Annotated in this window: 14 protein-coding genes and 2 tRNA genes; 8 read left to right on the top strand and 8 right to left on the bottom strand. The window is 55.6% G+C overall.

The genetic code is table 11. The annotated features are described in order from the left end of the window. Nucleotides 1-216: 216 nt before the first annotated feature. On the top strand, nt 217-1,635 hold the full coding sequence (gene gltX / locus CWM58_RS13100) for a glutamate--tRNA ligase (RefSeq protein WP_100681074.1): 1,419 nt from the start codon (nt 217-219) through the stop codon (nt 1,633-1,635). 52 nt (nt 1,636-1,687) lie between these two features. Here the strand turns inward: gltX and CWM58_RS13095 are convergent, their stop codons facing one another. Then, a complete protein-coding gene (locus tag CWM58_RS13095) occupies nt 1,688-2,080 on the bottom strand; it encodes a MerR family transcriptional regulator (protein WP_012967480.1) in 393 nt (130 codons plus the stop codon). 3 nt (nt 2,081-2,083) lie between these two features. Next, entirely contained in the window at nt 2,084-2,437 is a 354-nt protein-coding gene (locus CWM58_RS13090) for a YfeC-like transcriptional regulator (protein WP_061153736.1), read from the bottom strand. Between the two features lie 219 nt (nt 2,438-2,656). On the opposite strand from CWM58_RS13090, the gene CWM58_RS13085 reads away from it, so the two are divergent. From CWM58_RS13085 to CWM58_RS13075, 3 genes are all read left to right on the top strand, one after another. Then, a tRNA-Ala gene (locus CWM58_RS13085) sits at nt 2,657-2,732 on the top strand. A 41-nt stretch (nt 2,733-2,773) separates the two neighbouring features. Next, nucleotides 2,774-2,849, top strand: a tRNA-Ala gene (locus CWM58_RS13080). A gap of 208 nt (nt 2,850-3,057) precedes the next feature. Further along, nucleotides 3,058-5,229, top strand: coding sequence for an EAL domain-containing protein (locus CWM58_RS13075; protein WP_100681073.1), 2,172 nt, complete (start codon nt 3,058-3,060; stop codon nt 5,227-5,229). Nucleotides 5,230-5,277: 48 nt separating this feature from the next. Here CWM58_RS13075 and nupC read toward each other — a convergent pair whose 3' ends face one another. Further along, complete coding sequence (gene nupC, locus CWM58_RS13070; RefSeq protein WP_012540950.1) at nt 5,278-6,480, bottom strand: nucleoside permease NupC; 1,203 nt, start codon at nt 6,478-6,480, stop codon at nt 5,278-5,280. Nucleotides 6,481-6,826: 346 nt separating this feature from the next. Here nupC and CWM58_RS13065 point away from each other — a divergent pair, with 346 nt between their 5' ends. Continuing rightward, complete coding sequence (locus CWM58_RS13065) at nt 6,827-8,068, top strand: Nramp family divalent metal transporter (RefSeq protein ID WP_100681072.1); 1,242 nt, start codon at nt 6,827-6,829, stop codon at nt 8,066-8,068. Between the two features lie 57 nt (nt 8,069-8,125). Here CWM58_RS13065 and CWM58_RS13060 read toward each other — a convergent pair whose 3' ends face one another. Both CWM58_RS13060 and mgrA read right to left on the bottom strand, forming a co-directional pair. After that, the gene (locus tag CWM58_RS13060; RefSeq protein ID WP_061153739.1) at nt 8,126-8,485 is read right to left on the bottom strand and encodes a DUF2502 domain-containing protein; all 360 of its coding nucleotides are present in this window, start codon (nt 8,483-8,485) and stop codon (nt 8,126-8,128) included. A 130-nt stretch (nt 8,486-8,615) separates the two neighbouring features. Beyond that, nucleotides 8,616-9,608 (bottom strand): L-glyceraldehyde 3-phosphate reductase, encoded by a 993-nt coding sequence (gene mgrA, locus CWM58_RS13055; RefSeq protein ID WP_100681071.1) that lies wholly within the window; start codon nt 9,606-9,608, stop codon nt 8,616-8,618. 180 nt (nt 9,609-9,788) lie between these two features. Here mgrA and CWM58_RS13050 point away from each other — a divergent pair, with 180 nt between their 5' ends. Then, entirely contained in the window at nt 9,789-11,450 is a 1,662-nt protein-coding gene (locus CWM58_RS13050) for an alpha-keto acid decarboxylase family protein (protein ID WP_100681070.1), read from the top strand. On the opposite strand, the gene CWM58_RS13045 is transcribed toward CWM58_RS13050, so the two are convergent. Further along, nucleotides 11,447-12,682: an ion channel protein gene (locus tag CWM58_RS13045; protein WP_100681125.1), complete on the bottom strand. Its 1,236-nt coding sequence runs from the start codon at nt 12,680-12,682 to the stop codon at nt 11,447-11,449. The two genes, CWM58_RS13050 and CWM58_RS13045, sit on opposite strands and share 4 nt — an antisense overlap. Nucleotides 12,683-12,945: 263 nt before the next feature. On the opposite strand from CWM58_RS13045, the gene glk reads away from it, so the two are divergent. Continuing rightward, nucleotides 12,946-13,911, top strand: a complete 966-nt coding sequence (gene glk, locus CWM58_RS13040) for a glucokinase (protein WP_100681069.1) — start codon at nt 12,946-12,948, stop codon at nt 13,909-13,911. A 52-nt stretch (nt 13,912-13,963) separates the two neighbouring features. On the opposite strand, the gene CWM58_RS13035 is transcribed toward glk, so the two are convergent. Together CWM58_RS13035 and CWM58_RS13030 are read right to left on the bottom strand one after the other, a co-directional pair. Then, nucleotides 13,964-14,701, bottom strand: a complete 738-nt coding sequence (locus tag CWM58_RS13035) for a LytR/AlgR family response regulator transcription factor (RefSeq protein ID WP_012967486.1) — start codon at nt 14,699-14,701, stop codon at nt 13,964-13,966. A gap of 11 nt (nt 14,702-14,712) precedes the next feature. Next, nucleotides 14,713-16,410: a sensor histidine kinase gene (locus tag CWM58_RS13030; RefSeq protein ID WP_008803893.1), complete on the bottom strand. Its 1,698-nt coding sequence runs from the start codon at nt 16,408-16,410 to the stop codon at nt 14,713-14,715. On the opposite strand from CWM58_RS13030, the gene CWM58_RS28575 reads away from it, so the two are divergent. Beyond that, nucleotides 16,409-16,525: a hypothetical protein gene (locus CWM58_RS28575; protein ID WP_162677109.1), complete on the top strand. Its 117-nt coding sequence runs from the start codon at nt 16,409-16,411 to the stop codon at nt 16,523-16,525. The two genes, CWM58_RS13030 and CWM58_RS28575, sit on opposite strands and share 2 nt — an antisense overlap. Nucleotides 16,526-16,704: the final 179 nt, after the last annotated feature.

Genomic DNA, 16,704 nt, shown 5'->3' with positions numbered 1-16,704 from the left:
AACGCCTTTTCTAAAGAATTCGTTCGTTCGTCGTAAAATTAAACAAAGCGATCGCAAAACCGGCGGCATAGCATGATTTATAAACAAAAATGGCAAACCGTGACGTTCCGACGGGAACAACATTGAGGAATCAGCCCACGGTGTTAGAATATTGACCCATAATTTCCACCGGACATTGCCGGCTATCGGCATCTTTATTAAACGTAAGGCCAATTCATGAAAATCAAAACTCGCTTCGCGCCAAGCCCAACAGGCTATCTGCACGTTGGCGGTGCGCGTACTGCTCTCTATTCCTGGCTTTTTGCTCGTAACCACGGCGGTGAGTTTGTGCTGCGTATTGAAGACACCGATCTCGAACGCTCCACCCCGGAAGCAATTGAAGCCATCATGGATGGCATGAACTGGCTGAATCTGGAATGGGATGAAGGCCCGTATTTCCAGACCAAACGTTTCGATCGTTATAACAACGTGATCGATGAGATGCTGGAAGCCGGCACCGCCTATAAATGCTATTGCTCGAAGGAGCGTCTGGAAGCGCTGCGCGAAGAGCAAATGGCGAACGGTGAGAAGCCGCGTTACGATGGCCGCTGCCGCCATAGCCACGAGCATCATGCTGATGATGAGCCGTGTGTCGTGCGTTTCGCCAACCCGCAGGAAGGATCGGTTATTTTCGACGACCAGATCCGCGGACCGATTGAGTTCAGCAACCAGGAGCTGGACGATCTGATCATTCGCCGTACCGATGGCTCCCCGACCTACAACTTCTGCGTCGTGGTGGATGACTGGGATATGGCGATCACCCACGTGATCCGTGGTGAAGATCATATCAACAACACGCCGCGCCAGATCAACATCCTCAAAGCGCTGAATGCGCCGGTTCCGGTATACGCGCACGTGTCGATGATCAACGGTGATGACGGTAAAAAACTGTCCAAACGTCACGGCGCAGTGAGCGTGATGCAGTATCGTGACGACGGTTATCTGCCGGAAGCGCTGCTTAACTATCTGGTACGTCTGGGCTGGTCCCATGGCGATCAGGAGATCTTCACCCGTGAAGAGATGATCGAGTTCTTCTCGCTGGGCGCAGTCAGCAAATCTGCGAGTGCGTTCAATACCGACAAACTGCTGTGGCTGAACCATCACTACATCAATACGCTGCCGGCGGAATACGTGGCGACGCATCTGCAGTGGCACATCGAGCAGGAAAATATCGATACCCGTAATGGCCCACAGCTGGCCGAGCTGGTGAAACTGCTGGGCGAGCGTTGCAAAACGCTGAAAGAGATTGCTCAGAGCTGCCGCTACTTCTATGAAGAGTTCGCTGAGTTCGACGCCGATGCGGCGAAGAAACATCTGCGTCCGGTGGCGCGTCAGCCGCTGGAAGTGGTTCGCGACAAGCTGGCGGCGATCGGCGACTGGACAGCGGAGAACGTCCACCATGCAATTCAGGCAACCGCTGATGAGCTGGAAGTCGGCATGGGTAAAGTCGGCATGCCGCTGCGCGTGGCGGTTACCGGGGCAGGGCAGTCTCCTGCGCTTGACGTCACCGTCCACGCTATCGGTAAATCCCGTAGCGTTGAGCGTATCAACAAAGCGCTGGCTTTTATCGCTGAACGTGAAGGTCAGGCGTCCTGATTGGGACGTGGATGAAACAACGGCAGGGTTACCCCTGCCGTTTTTTTGTCTGTTACACCGGGCTGGCGATGCCGAGGCGGGCAAGAAAGCCGCTAATCCCTTCCCGGGCCAGCAGATCGCGAAGCTGCAGCTGTTCGGCCGGGGTCATCAGTTGCAGGGTTTCCGTGATTTGCCGCCAGACCACGTCAGCCTCATTGACCAGATACGCGCCAGGCGATTCCGCCAAATGATTGTCGGTAAACAGATGGCGCCTGGCAGGCGCATTGGTCAGAAATTCGAGCACCGGTTTGTCGATGACCACCAGTCGCGCGCGTCCTCCTTTGACGCCGGGTATCGCTTCCGTGCGCCATTTTTGCTGGCGAACCCAGCGATTGATCGTTTGTCTGGCTAGTCCCAGGCAGTCGGCGAGCTCTGCGGGTGTCATTTTATCTTTCAGTTTCATCATGGTTTACCGATCGCGGAGCCCTAACCGAAGCAGTAACCCGGTGATCCCTTCGCGTAGCAACAGTGACATAAGCTGCTTCTGCTCGCTGGGAGTGAGCTCTTTGCTAAGGGTCAGCAGCAGCGATTCCAGATCGCTGTCATGGGTAGAATAGGCGCCCGGTGTCTCTGCCACGCGCTGAGCGCTGCGGATAAACTCCCTGACTTGCTCATTGACATGGACCAGCCGCGCTTTGCCACCCTGGACGCCAGGCCGCGGAGAGGTTTGCCATCCTTCTTTCCGCACCCACTTATTGATGGTTTGCCGGCTGTAGCCGGTCAGATGGGCGATTTCTTCAGGTGTCATTCGTTCCTTGAGCATACTATTTCCTGAGTAAATGTATGGGAATTAGCTGCCCATGTTATAGCATCCTTTTACGTGAAAAAGTGACCTGTTTAACTTCTGGCTGCGATAAGGCTCGCAATGTCAGCGAGTTGCCTGCTTTTTCAGCGATTGAATAGCGAAGGATAATTTTGCCGTTGACACCTGAGCGAGGAATTCATATTATGCCGCCCGTCAACACGACACGCTTTACGTTACGGGGCTATAGCTCAGCTGGGAGAGCGCTTGCATGGCATGCAAGAGGTCAGCGGTTCGATCCCGCTTAGCTCCACCAAATTCTGCACCCAGCAGATTTGGTTCGTAAAGAGGTCCTGTGGGGCTATAGCTCAGCTGGGAGAGCGCTTGCATGGCATGCAAGAGGTCAGCGGTTCGATCCCGCTTAGCTCCACCAAAATTCAGAACCCTCGCCTCGGCGGGGGTTTTTGCTTTTAGCTGTTTTCTTGTAAAGCACTTTCTGGTTAAGTCAGTTAATCTCCAGCTATTAAAATCGAAAGTAATTTCAGACTTTTTCCTGATAATTCACCTTGCCTGCCCTAAATAAGCAACATAACATTTCCCCATTAAACGTAATGCGGTTGCCGGAGTTTTAATTAACAATAATGCTTGATAAAATTAACATTAATATCAAAAAAACTCTGCTGGCCTTTATCATCTGTTTAGCTGCCATTCCACTGGCCCGTTTTATTTCACCGCAAACGGTTATTGAGGGCAATTCTATTTATATTGCCTGGCTGCCAATCAGTGTGATGTTTTCCGTTATTTTTATTTTTGGCCGCTATGCGATTGCACCATTAATTCTCGCATTTGCTATCACCAATAGCTTTCTCATTGAATTAACGCTACCGCAGGCGCTTATTCTGCTCTTTTGTCAGCTGTTTGCTGTGTTTGTCTCCTGCGCTGTTTTACGCCTGATGGTGGGCAAGCGCTGGCGCTGTGGTCCCACGGCGAAACATATGGGGGCACGGATCTTCTGGGGCGGCTTCTTCGCGCCGGTGCTGCTGAAAATCACCATGTACCTCGCCGGGCAATATTTTGCGTTTCCATTATCTATTACCAGTTACTTTGGTAGTATGCCGTTGATTTATACCGTAATAGATATCCAAAGTTTAATCAGCGCGGCATTAATTTTTACGACGTTTCTTTATTATCCAATGCGGATGGTTATCAATCCGCGCTATGCTCGCCGCTTTTGGCGACAGGAATGTTTACCGTGGCTGGCACCCAAACATCGTTCCTTTACCCTATATTGGTTTATCTCGCTGGCAGTGTTATTAACGTTACTGTGCGCGCCGTATCAGTCTGAATTTATTGCCGGTTATTTAGTTCCGGTCATTTTTATTGTCTATTTCATCGGGATTAGCCGGATTGGTCATGCATTGCTGCGTATTTCATGGTCTGTCTCGGCCTTTTTGCTGGTGGTATATAATAAAAACTTTCTCCAGGGTGTCCAGAGCGAGTATTCATTATCCTTTGTGCTGTCGGTCCTGATCTCCTTCACTATCTGTTTGTTTTATATGGCCGACATCTATGCGCGCAGCGACCGTAATAAACGCCGCTGGCGTAGCCAGGCAGAGGAGGATCCGCTGACGGGTTTACCTAACCTTCGTGCACTGGTGAGTCATTTGCAGAGCGGTCCTCTGCAGGCTATCTGCAGCTTGCGTATCGATAATCTCGATTTTCTTAGCCGGCATTATGGTCTGATGATGGGTGTGGACTGTAAACGGCAAATCATCCGGGCGCTGCAGCCGCTGTTGGGGGCAACGGATAAAGTCTTCCAGGTGCCCGGCAGCGAATTGATCCTCGTACTCGACGGACCGGACCCTGCTGCGCGGCTGAACCATATGGTCGCGATCCTCAACCATAAAAAGTTCAGCTGGCATAATCAGCCGCTGGATCTGGAGTTTGGCGCGGCATGGAGCCGTGACGACGGCCAGGGTGAGACGTTGCACCAGATGCTGGGTCAGCTCAGCTGGCTTTCCGAACAGGCGGGCAGTGAACGTCGGGTGCTGGCGCTGGATGAGGAGCAGGAACTGGTGGTGGATCAAACCACCGAGCAGGTACGCCTCCTGATGCGCGTCAAGCAGGTTCTCAAAGAGCGAGCGCTGGTGCTCTATGCGCAACCGATTCAAAATGCGGAGGGGGAGGGCTATCATGAAATCCTCACGCGCATGCGCTGTGGCGATAGCGTCATTATGCCGGATCAGTTTATCCCGCTGATTGTGCAGTTTAACCTCAGCCAGCGTTTTGACATGCTGGTGCTGGAGACCCTGTTCAGTGCGCTCCATCTGCATCCTGGCCAGCGATTCTCGGTTAACCTGCTGCCTTCAACCCTGATGCAAAAGGACAGCGCAGCGCAGATTATCGCGCTGTTTCAACGCTATCGCATTTCGCCAGATCTTATCACCATTGAGGTGACCGAAGAGCAGGCCTTCTCCAATGCCGACACCAGCCAGCAAAATCTCGAAGCGCTGCGCGCGTTTGGCTGCGCTATCGCCATTGATGACTTTGGCACCGGTTATGCGAACTATGAACGACTGAAGCATCTGCAGGCCGATATCATTAAGATTGACGGCTGCTTCGTCCGCGACATTCTGACGGACCCGCTGGATGCTATCATGGTGAAATCAATTGTCGAGATGGCGCGGGCGAAACAGATGAGCGTGGTGGCGGAATACGTCGAAAGCGAACCGCAAAAAGCGCGCTTGCTGGAACTGGGCGTGAATTATCTGCAGGGTTACCTGGTTGGTAAGCCTCAGCCGTTGGGCGAATGACGGGTAAAAAAAAGCCGGGCATTGCCCGGCTCAGATGACTGGCGCCTGTTACAGAACCAGTGCCGCAATCGAGGCGGACAGCACGCTAACCAGCGTGGAGCCGTAGACCAGCTTCAGACCGAAGCGAGAAACCACGTTGCCCTGTTCTTCGTTCAAACCTTTGATCGCCCCGGCGATGATGCCGATAGACGAGAAGTTGGCGAAGGAGACCAGGAAGATAGAGATAATGCCTTCCGCGCGCGGAGAGAGCGTCGAGGCGATTTTCTGCAGATCCATCATGGCGACGAATTCGTTGGAGACCAGTTTGGTGGCCATAATACTGCCCACTTGCAGCGCTTCGCTTGCCGGCACACCCATTACCCAGGCAACCGGGTAGAAGATATAGCCGAGGATCCCCTGGAAGGAGATGCTGTAGCCGAACCAGCCGGTCACGGTGGCGAACAGGGCATTCAGCGCCGAGATCAACGCGATGAAGCCGATCAGCATCGCCGCCACAATAATCGCGACTTTAAAGCCTGCCAGAATGTACTCGCCCAGCATTTCGAAGAAGCTCTGACCTTCGTGCAGATTCGACATCTGCAGATTTTCTTCGCTCTCTTCCACACGGTACGGGTTAATCAATGACAGAACGATAAAGGTGCTGAACATGTTGAGCACCAGCGCCGCGACGACATACTTCGGCTGCAGCATGGTCATGTACGCGCCTACGATGGACATCGACACGGTGGACATCGCCGTCGCCGCCATGGTGTACATGCGGTTGCGCGACATTTTGCCGAGAATATCTTTATAGGCGATAAAGTTTTCCGACTGACCGAGGATCAGCGAGCTCACGGCGTTGAAGGACTCCAGCTTGCCCATACCGTTGATTTTCGACAGGACGGTACCAATGGCGCGGATGACAATCGGCAGGATACGAATATGCTGCAAAATACCGATCAACGCGGAAATGAAGACGATAGGGCACAGAACCTTAAGGAAGAAGAAGGCTAGACCTTTATCGTTCATGCTGCCGAACACGAAGTTTGTCCCTTCGTTGGCAAATCCGAGAAGTTTTTCAAACATCTCAGAGAAGCCTTTCACAAAACCCAGACCAATATCGGAGTTCAGGAAGAACCAGGCCAGCAGGACTTCGATGACAAGCAGTTGAACAACATAACGAATACGGATCTTTTTACGGTCGTGACTGACCAACAGGGCCAGTATAGCCACCACAACGATCGCGAGGACAAAATGCAAGACGCGGTCCATAGTTGCTCCAAATATGAGGCAGGTTAAATTTCCGTGCACATTCTATGCAACGGCTTTAAAGAAAACGAGATCAATTGCACACTATTGCAAGGAACTGTGACCAATGGCAAAAATAGTGATCAAACATCCACTTTTGTTATGTTACGTAAAGGTTTTAAAAGTTGCATTCTTGTACTACTCTTAGTACTGGGCACGCTCGCGTGTTCTAACGCCCGTTTTTCATTTCCGGCCAGCTATTGTTCCCGCCTATCACAGCAATCATTATCTCCATTTTAAATGAACTTGATAATCATTCGCATTTTGATAGCATGAAACATAGCAAAGGCTATATTTCCAGAGGCAGAAGATGACTAGCAGTCGCGTTGAGAATAGCAGTAGTCGCGCCGCGCGCAAGGTGAAGCTCGCCCTCATGGGGCCCGCTTTCGTCGCTGCCATTGGCTATATCGATCCCGGTAATTTCGCCACTAATATTCAGGCTGGCGCCAGCTTTGGCTATCAGCTGCTGTGGGTCGTGGTATGGGCCAACCTGATGGCGATGCTGATCCAGGTGCTCTCTGCCAAACTGGGCATTGCCACCGGCAAAAATCTGGCCGAGCAGATCCGTGACCATTACCCGCGCCCGGTGGTGTGGTTCTATTGGGTGCAGGCGGAAATCATTGCGATGGCCACCGACCTGGCTGAATTTATCGGCGCCGCGATTGGCTTTAAGCTGGTACTGGGCGTGTCGCTTCTGCAGGGGGCGGTGCTGACCGGGGTGGCGACCTTCCTTATCCTGATGCTGCAGCGGCGCGGGCAAAAACCGCTGGAGAAGGTGATTGGCGGGCTGCTGCTGTTTGTCGCCGTGGCCTATGTCGTGGAGTTGATCTTTTCTCAGCCCGCGCTGGCCCCCCTGACAAAAGGGCTGGTGATCCCTACGCTGCCCAGCGGCGAGGCGGTATTCTTAGCCGCCGGGGTGCTGGGGGCGACCATTATGCCGCACGTGATCTACTTACATTCCTCGCTTACCCAGCATCTGCACGGCGGTACGCGGAAAGAACGCTATAACGCGACCCGCTGGGATGTGGCGATTGCCATGACCATTGCCGGGTTCGTCAACCTGGCGATGATGGCGACCGCCGCGGCGGCATTCCATTTCAACGGCCATACCGGCGTCGCCGATCTCGATCAGGCATACAGAACGCTGGAGCCACTGTTGAGCCACGCGGCGGCGACCATCTTTGGTCTCAGCCTGGTCGCAGCCGGTTTGTCGTCGACGGTAGTGGGTACCCTGGCAGGGCAGGTCGTCATGCAGGGGTTTATCCGCTTTCATATCCCGCTGTGGTTTCGTCGGGCGGTCACCATGCTGCCGTCGTTTGTGGTGATCCTGCTGGGGCTGGATCCTACGCGTATCCTGGTGATGAGTCAGGTGCTGCTGAGTTTTGGTATTGCGCTTGCCCTGGTGCCGCTGCTGATATTCACCAACGATGCGAAACTCATGGGGGATTTGGTGAACACTCGCTGGGTGAGAGGCACTGGCTGGGCAATTGTCGCTATTGTCGTGAGCCTGAACGGCTGGTTAATCGTGGGATCGTTGCTCGGCGTGGCGTAGTTCATTACTCGTGCTGGATAACATTAAGGGGAGCCAATGGGCTCCCCTTTAAGTCTGCTAGTGATGGCCATGTCCATGTCCATGCCCACGTCCGCCCGGGCCTCGTCCCCAGCCGCCACGGCGGTCGTCGCGGTCGCTCCAGCCAGCACGATAGCCGCGCTCCCAGGCTTTATCTTTGCCCTTGTCCCAGCCGCGGTGCCAGCCGTTGTCATGACGATGCCAACGGTTATCACGCCATTCATAGTGACGACGCCAGTAATCACGGTCGCGCCAGCCGCCACCGTCCCAGTAGTTACCGTAATTGTCACGATCGCCAATTTGTAATTTTATCGATGGCAGCAGGGTGATTTCACCAGCGTTAGCAACTAGTGGCGCTGCGGCCAGCAGTACTGCTGCCAGAATCAGTGACCTGAACATACTCTTCTCCTTCACGATCGGGGCCGTAAGCGGCCTGTTAACCTGATATTACGGGCCGGTAAAGACCCGCCGCATCGGACGAACTCCGAAAGCGCCGAAAAGAGCACTTTTTGCTAAAGTAACATTTGCTTTACAGCGCAAGGATGGCATCGATGGCCGCGCATTCCTCGGCACTGAAGTGACGATTCTGCAGCATCCCGACAGCATCATCCAGCTGCGTGGTTTTGCTGGCGCCGATCAGCACGGAGGTCACTTTCTCCTTGCGCAGTACCCAGGCCAGCGCCATCTGCGACAGCTTCTGCCCGCGCTCTTCCGCCATCGTATTTAGCTGACGAATTTTTTCTAATCGGGCGGCGGTCAGTTGCTCCGGCTGCAGAAAACGACTGCTGCTGGCGGCGCGAGAGTCGGCCGGGATACCGTTCAGATAGCGATCGGTAAGCTGTCCGCCGGCCAGCGGTGAAAACGCTATACTTCCCACCCCTTCCGTCTGCAGAAAATCCAGCAACCCCTCTTCCGCACTGCGTTCGAACATCGAGTAACGGGGCTGGTGAATGATGCAGGGCGTACCGAGGTCGTTAAGGATCTTCACCGCTTCCTGCGCCTGGGCCAGCGGATAGTTGGAGATCCCGACGTAAAGCGCTTTCCCCTGGCGTACAAGGTGATCGAGCGCACGCATCGTTTCCGTCAGGGGGGTCTGTGGGTCCGGACGGTGATGATAAAAAATATCGACATACTCCAGCCCCATGCGTTGCAGGCTCTGGTTAAGACTGGCCACCAGATATTTACGTGAACCCCAGTCGCCGTAAGGGCCGTCCCACATGGTGTAGCCCGCTTTGGTAGAGATAATCAACTCATCGCGATAGGGCAGGAGCGCCTCTTTCAGAATGCGGCCAAAATTGCTCTCTGCTGAACCCGGCGGCGGCCCATAGTTGTTGGCCAGGTCAAAATGAGTGATGCCAAGGTCAAACGCGTGCAGGAGCATCTGCCGGCTGGTCTCCACCCGCGTTTCGTCGCCAAAGTTGTGCCACAGGCCGAGAGAAATCGCCGGGAGCTGAAGGCCGCTGCGACCGCAGCGACGATATTCCATCGTTTGATATCGCGTGGTGCTTGCCTGGTAAACCATTCTTCCTCCGCAGATAAAACAGGGTGTGTATACGTTTACACTAATCAATGTTCTGCATGGAGTACACTGCTTTTTGGGCGTAACTATTGCTTTACACCGGCTTTATCGTCCCCCTTCTGGACAGGCGGATCGCTTATTCAATACTCAAATTACACCTGCACCAAAATGAGGATAATGGACATGCAACCGACCTACACTATTGGGGATTATCTGCTGGATCGCCTCGTCGACTGCGGTATTGACCGCTTGTTCGGCGTGCCGGGAGATTACAACTTACAGTTTCTCGATCGCGTCATCGCGCACAGCGCATTAGGCTGGGTCGGCTGCGCCAACGAGCTGAATGCGGCCTATGCCGCTGACGGATATGCGCGCATCAAAGGGGCCGGTGCGCTGCTGACCACCTACGGCGTCGGCGAACTGAGCGCGCTAAACGGCATTGCGGGTAGCTATGCGGAACATATTCCGGTATTGCATATCGTCGGCGCGCCCTCTACCGGCGCCCAGCAGCGCGGCGAACTGTTGCACCATACCCTGGGCGATGGGGATTTTCGCCATTTCGCCCGCATGAGCGAGCAGATCACCTGCAGCCAGGCGCTGCTGACCGCCGGCAATGCCTGCCATGAAATCGACCGTGTCCTGCGCGACATGCTGACGCATCATCGGCCGGGCTATCTGATGCTGCCGGCCGATGTCGCCAGAGCGGCAGCGATTGCCCCGGCCCAGCGCTTGCTGGTGGAGGCCGCTACGGCGGATGAAAACCAGCTCGCGGGGTTCCGCGATCATGCCAGCCGCCTGCTGCGGGGCAGCCGACGCATTTCTCTGCTGGCTGATTTCCTGGCGCAACGCTATGGCCTGCAGAACACGCTCCGGGAGTGGGTGGCGAAAACCCCCATCTCCCATGCCACCATGCTAATGGGAAAGGGGCTGTTTGATGAGCAGCAGCGCGGGTTTGTCGGGACCTACAGCGGGATCGCCAGCGCCCCACAGACCCGGGAGGCGATTGAAAACGCCGACACCATCATCTGCATTGGCACGCGCTTCACCGACACTATCACCGCGGGATTCACCCAGCATCTGGCGCGGGAGAAGACCATAGAGATCCAGCCCTTCGCCGTCAGGGTGGGCGACCACTGGTTCAGCGGCGTGCCGATGGATCAAGCTCTGGCTGCATTAATGACGCTTTCCGCCCCGCTGGCGGCGGAGTGGGCGGCGCCTCAGGTCGTGGCGCCGGAAGTGGAAGAGGAGGCCGAAGGTGAGTTAACCCAGAAGAATTTCTGGTCGACGGTGCAGGATGCGCTGCGCCCCGGCGATATTATCCTCGCCGATCAGGGGACGGCGGCGTTTGGCATCGCGGCGCTGAAGCTTCCCTCTGAGGCATCGCTGATCGTTCAGCCGCTGTGGGGGTCGATTGGTTTTACCCTCCCGGCCGCCTATGGCGCGCAAACCGCGGCGGCAGAGCGGCGGGTGGTGCTGATCGTCGGCGATGGCGCCGCCCAACTCACGATTCAGGAGATGGGCTCTATGCTTCGCGATAAGCAAAAACCGCTTATTCTGTTGCTGAATAACGAAGGGTATACCGTGGAGCGGGCGATTCATGGCCCTGAGCAGCGCTACAATGACATCGCCCTGTGGGACTGGCAGCGACTGCCGGAAGCCTTCGCCCCGGACGTTGTTTCTCGCTGCTGGCGGGTCACGCACACGGCTGAGCTACGGGAAGCGATGGCGGAAAGCATCACCTCCGATACCCTTACCCTGGTCGAAGTGATGCTACCGAAAATGGATATCCCCGATTTCCTGCGTGCGGTGACGCAGGCGCTGGAGGAACGAAACAGCCGCGTTTAGTCGGTATGGCGTTTGGCAATCATCAACGGCCTCCCGGCCAGCAGCAGCCAGGCCGGGAGCATCACAATGCACAGCAGCGGTAGCAGCGTCGTATCCGGGACCACCACGGCGGCCATAAACAGGCTAAGCCAGCCGTCGCGGGTGACGACCAGCACCATGCCGAGGATCGCGCAGGAGACGGTGATCGCCGCTGGTACAGCGTCCACGTGGGCATGCAGCATCAGCCCCAGCGCCACCCCGACGAAGACCGCCGGGAAAATCCGCCCACCACGGAAACCGCTGGCGGAGGCGAGCACCAGGGCAGCCAGTTTGACCAGCGCGATGAGCAGAAAATCCGCGGCGGTTAGCGTCTGGCTGAAAGCCAGCTGCTGCATCTCATCCAGCCCCTTAAACAGCGTTAAGGGCCCGCCAATAGTCCCCAGGATCCCCAGCAGCAGCCCGCCGATGCCCAGCGTCAGGATGGGATTTTTCAGGCGATGCATCAGGGCGTGCAGGCGCGGCAGACACCAGACGGCCACCATGCCGACGGCGATAGCAATCAGAGCGACGATCATGCCGCTGATGATATCGACGAAGTGCATCTGGCCATAATGGGGGATCGGCAGCGTGAAATGCGGGTGGAAAAACAGCCCGGTCGTCAGCGCGCCCGCGGCGGCGGCAAGCAGCGGCGCAAAAAGGCGATCCCACAGCGGCGACTCGTTGCTGCTGTTGAGGGTTTGCGAAAAAATCAGCGCGGCGGCCACCGGGGTGCCGAAGAGGGCGCCAATAGTGCCTGAGGCCGCTAGGATGGTCCAGTCCAGCGAGCTGACGCGCGGAAACAGCCGTGAACCGACGGCGACGGCCAGCGCAATATTCACCACCATAATCGGATGCTCCGGGCCGAGACTGACGCCGCCGGCAAGGCCGAGGATCAGCGCGGCCAGCAGCCCGGGCAGCGCGCCGGTGGCAATGGGGGCGCCAATGAGCGATTCGGTGGCCGGATCCGGCCCGGCGTGTCCCGGGCTGTAGCGGACGACCAGGCCCACGGCGATCCCTGTCGCCGTGAGCATGGCGATAATCCATAGCTGGCTGTCAGCGCTCATCCCCAACTGGGTGGGCAGATTGCTCCACAGCACGCGCTGTAGCAGCGCGGCAACCTTCATCGCGCCGATCAGGATCAGACTGCAGGCGATACCTATCAGGATGGCCGGCACCGACAGGATCAGCATTGTTCTGGCGCGAGGATGGAGCATGAAAATGTCCTTGTCAAAGTTCTGAAGCACTACTTTGCCTTCGTCGGTAGGGGCCGTCGATGCAAATGGTGCTGAAACGATAAAGTTAAGGCGGCGTCTGATATCCGAGGCGTCGTTTACAGACTACCTTGCATAGATTACAAACTAAATGTGACCTGTGTCGCTAAACAAGGGGCGTCTGCGCGTTGGACGTTGTTGTTAAGCCGCCATGAATTTACAGTGTGCCAAAAGAATTATTTTGACTTTAGCGGAGCCGTAACGGAATGACAAAATTTGCTTTAGTAGGAGATGTCGGGGGGACCAACGCCCGCCTGGCGCTATGTGATCTGGCGAGCGGAGAGATCTCTCGTGCTAAGACCTATTCCGGGCTCGATTATTCCAGTCTGGAGGCGGTGGTGCGCGTCTATCTGGAGGAGCACCAGGTGACCGTCAACGAAGGCTGTATCGCCATTGCCTGCCCGATCACCGGCGACTGGGTAGCGATGACCAACCATACCTGGGCATTCTCCATCGCTGAAATGAAGCGCAACCTTGGCTTTGCCCATCTGGAGATAATTAACGATTTTACCGCCGTTTCCATGGCCATCCCGATGCTGAAAGCCGAGCACCTCATCCAGTTTGGCGGCAGCGCTCCGGTAGCGGGCAAACCGATCGCCGTTTATGGCGCCGGAACCGGGCTTGGCGTGGCGCATCTGGTGCACGTTGACAAGCGCTGGGTCAGCCTGCCGGGCGAAGGCGGTCATGTCGATTTTGCGCCGAACAGCGAAGAAGAGGGGATTATTCTGGAAGAGCTGCGCGCCGAGCTGGGGCATGTTTCCGCAGAACGCGTGCTCTCGGGTCCCGGACTGGTCAATTTGTACCGCGCGATTGTGAAATCTGATGGCCGCCTGCCGGAAAACCTGCAGCCGCGCGAGGTCACCGAGCGAGCGCTGGCGGACAGTTGTACCGACTGTCGCCGGGCGCTATCGCTGTTCTGCGTCATTATGGGCCGCTTCGGCGGAAACCTGGCGCTGACTCTCGGGACCTTTGGTGGCGTGTATATCGCCGGGGGCATCGTGCCGCGCTTCCTGGAGTTCTTTAAAGCCTCCGGCTTCCGCGGCGGTTTTGAAGACAAAGGCCGTTTCAAAGCTTATGTTCAGGATATTCCGGTTTACCTGATCGTGCATGAAAACCCGGGCCTGCTGGGCTCCGGTGCGCATCTGCGTCAGACGCTGGGCCAGGTGTTATAAGCGCATCCCTCCCGGGCTGCCGTCGTAGCCCGGATGGCGGGACTTCCCGCCTCTACAGATTCATCAGCTGGCGAAACTCTTTCACTTTACTGCGGCTCACCGGCACCTGAAATTCAAGGTCGCGCAGGCGCAGCACATAGGTATTGTTAAACCACGGCTCAATTTCGCGGATCTTGCTGAGATTCACGCAGTACGAGCGGTGGCAGCGAAAGAAATGTGCGGTGGGCAGTTTGCTGCAGAATTCGGTGATGTTCATCGGCATGACGAATGACTCCCGGCGGGTATAGACGAAAGTCATCTTTTCATGCGCCTCAGCATAATAAATATCATGGATGCTGGTGACGATTATTCGTTCATCTTTTATCAGATTGATGGTGTCGTTTTCTCGTGGCGCCGCGCTGGTCGCTCCCGCAGCGACGTTATTTTGCTGCTGCCAGGCGGCGGTTAGCTTTTGTAGCATATTGATGATGCGTGACTCCTGGTAGGGCTTCAGGATGTAGTCAAACGCCTCCAGCTCAAAGGCTTCCACGGCGTGCTCTTTCCACGCGGTGATAAAGACGATAAAAGGCTTATGGGCAAACTGGCTGATGTTTTGCGCCAGCAAAACCCCGTCCAGCGACGGAATATTGATATCGAGAAAAATGGCATCGACCTTGTTGTGCTGGAGAAATTTCAGCACGTCCAGGCCGTCGTCAAAGCTGCCGACGATCTCCATCTGGCTGTGGGTGTTGATAAGCCAGGAGAGCTCCTGCTGAGCCAGAAACTCATCTTCCACAATAATAACTTTCATCTTTTCTCCGCTCATGACAACAGAGACTCCGTCAGCGCCTGCGGCGTGTGGTGATTGGGGACATAAAAGGCGATTTCTGTTCCTGGCGTCAGGGTGCGGATATGCAACCCCTCGCCGTAGAGGAGCTTCACCCGGTGATGAACGTTAAGCAGACCAATTTTATTTCCCGGCATTTCGTCGGCTTCCACGCGAGCGACCACGGCGGGATCGATGCCGTTGCCAGTGTCGCGAACGCTGATGCGAACCCGATTGCCGCACTCGTTAATGCCGATCGTCACCACCCCCTTGCCTTTACAGGGCTGGATACCATGAACGATGGCATTCTCCACCAGCGGCTGGATAAGCAGGCTCGGGATCACGCAGCTGACATCGTCGTCAATATCATAGATGACCGTCAGCTTGTCGCCGAATCGCGCCTGTTCAATGGCGATATAATCTTTGATCTGATACAGCTCTCGTTTGATATCAATCTGCTCATCGTCTTTTAATTCGATGTTATAGCGCAGGTAGCGCGACAGATTAAAAATGAGCTGGCGCGCGGTGTCTGGATTAAGGCGAATCGAGGAGGAGATCGCGTTCAGGGCATTGAATAAAAAATGCGGGTTAATTTTGCTTTGCAGGGCGCGCAGCTCCGCTTTGTTGGCCATCTCGCGCAGCTGTTCGGCGCGGGAGACTTCCAGCTGGGTGGAGATTATTTGCGACAGGCCAATCGCCATCTCCTGCAGCGTCGAAGTGATGCGATGGGCGTGGCAGTAATAAATTTTTAGCGTGCCGGTCACAACCCCTTTTTCCCACAGCGGGATCACCATCAAGGAGTGGATCTCCGGCGTGCGGTGGGCTTCATCATTGTTTTTTATAATGATTTTCCCATAACGAATCGCCTGCCGGGTGGTAGGGCTGATGACATCGTCGTGGTGTTGATAGTTGGCCTCCCCCACGCCCACGTAGGCCAGCACATGCTCGGTATTGGTGATCGCCACCGCGTCAGCGGTAATGTCGCGGCGGATAATCTCGCATACCTGGCGCAGAGAATCGCTGTTAACGTGACGAAACAGCGGCAGGGTTTTGTTAGCGATATCGAGCGCCAGTTTTGCCTGCCGCGCCGCGCTGGCCTCCTTTTCCCCTTCCACGCTCTGCACCAGCAGCACGATAAAACCGATGCAGACGCTGCCGAGGATCATCGGGATACCAATTTTAGAGACGATATCCAGGCCGAGGCTCAGGGAAGGCGCCCAGACCACCACCAGAATCATGGTCAGGGTCTCACACACCATGCCGGCCAGAATGCCGATTTTCCACCGTTGATCGCGGGCCACTTTACGGTTAATCAATCCTGACAGCAGGCCTGCGACAATGCTGGTGATAAAGCAGGGCACGGCGGTGACGCCATCGATATCAATCAGGTAGCGGTGTACGCCGGCAATTACCCCGACAATTGCCCCTACCCACGGACCAAACAGGATCCCGCCAGACATGACGGCGATAATGCGCACATTCACCAGCGAACCTTCCACCGGGACGCCGGACCAGGTGCTGAACAGGGCGAACAGCGAGAAAATGGCGGTTACGGCCAGCAGCTCTTTCGGCGTATGGGCCGACTTATGCAACAGTTCGCGGAACAGGCGCAGGCGAATGAGGAAAAACAGGCAAATAAGCATCAGGGCCGCACGATCATAGACCGCCAGCATCATCGTAAAAATTTCGTGCATGGGTGCGCCGCGTCAGTGGCCAGAAAAGAACATGATAAAAAACCTGACGGCAGAAGACCAGCCGCAGAAATATAATGAGGAAAAGGCATGCTTTTTAAAGGGGATTAATGGGTGAGCACCGCGATAGCCGCAGTCTTGCCTTTTAACGAAAAATATCTGTGATAAGAAAGATATCAATGTGTTATCACACTTATGCAACTCTGAATTATTCCGGCGACGCACAGCCGCATTTACTGCGGTCGATACCCGTTTTTTTCGCCAGAGAATATTTTTCATCATGCCTCTCGACAACAT

The organism is Klebsiella sp. H-Nf2 (assembly GCF_002806645.1).
Classification (GTDB): Bacteria; Pseudomonadota; Gammaproteobacteria; order Enterobacterales; family Enterobacteriaceae; genus Klebsiella; species Klebsiella variicola.
Note: the sequence above shows the minus strand (reverse complement) of the source record. Positions and strands in the feature narration are given on the sequence as shown.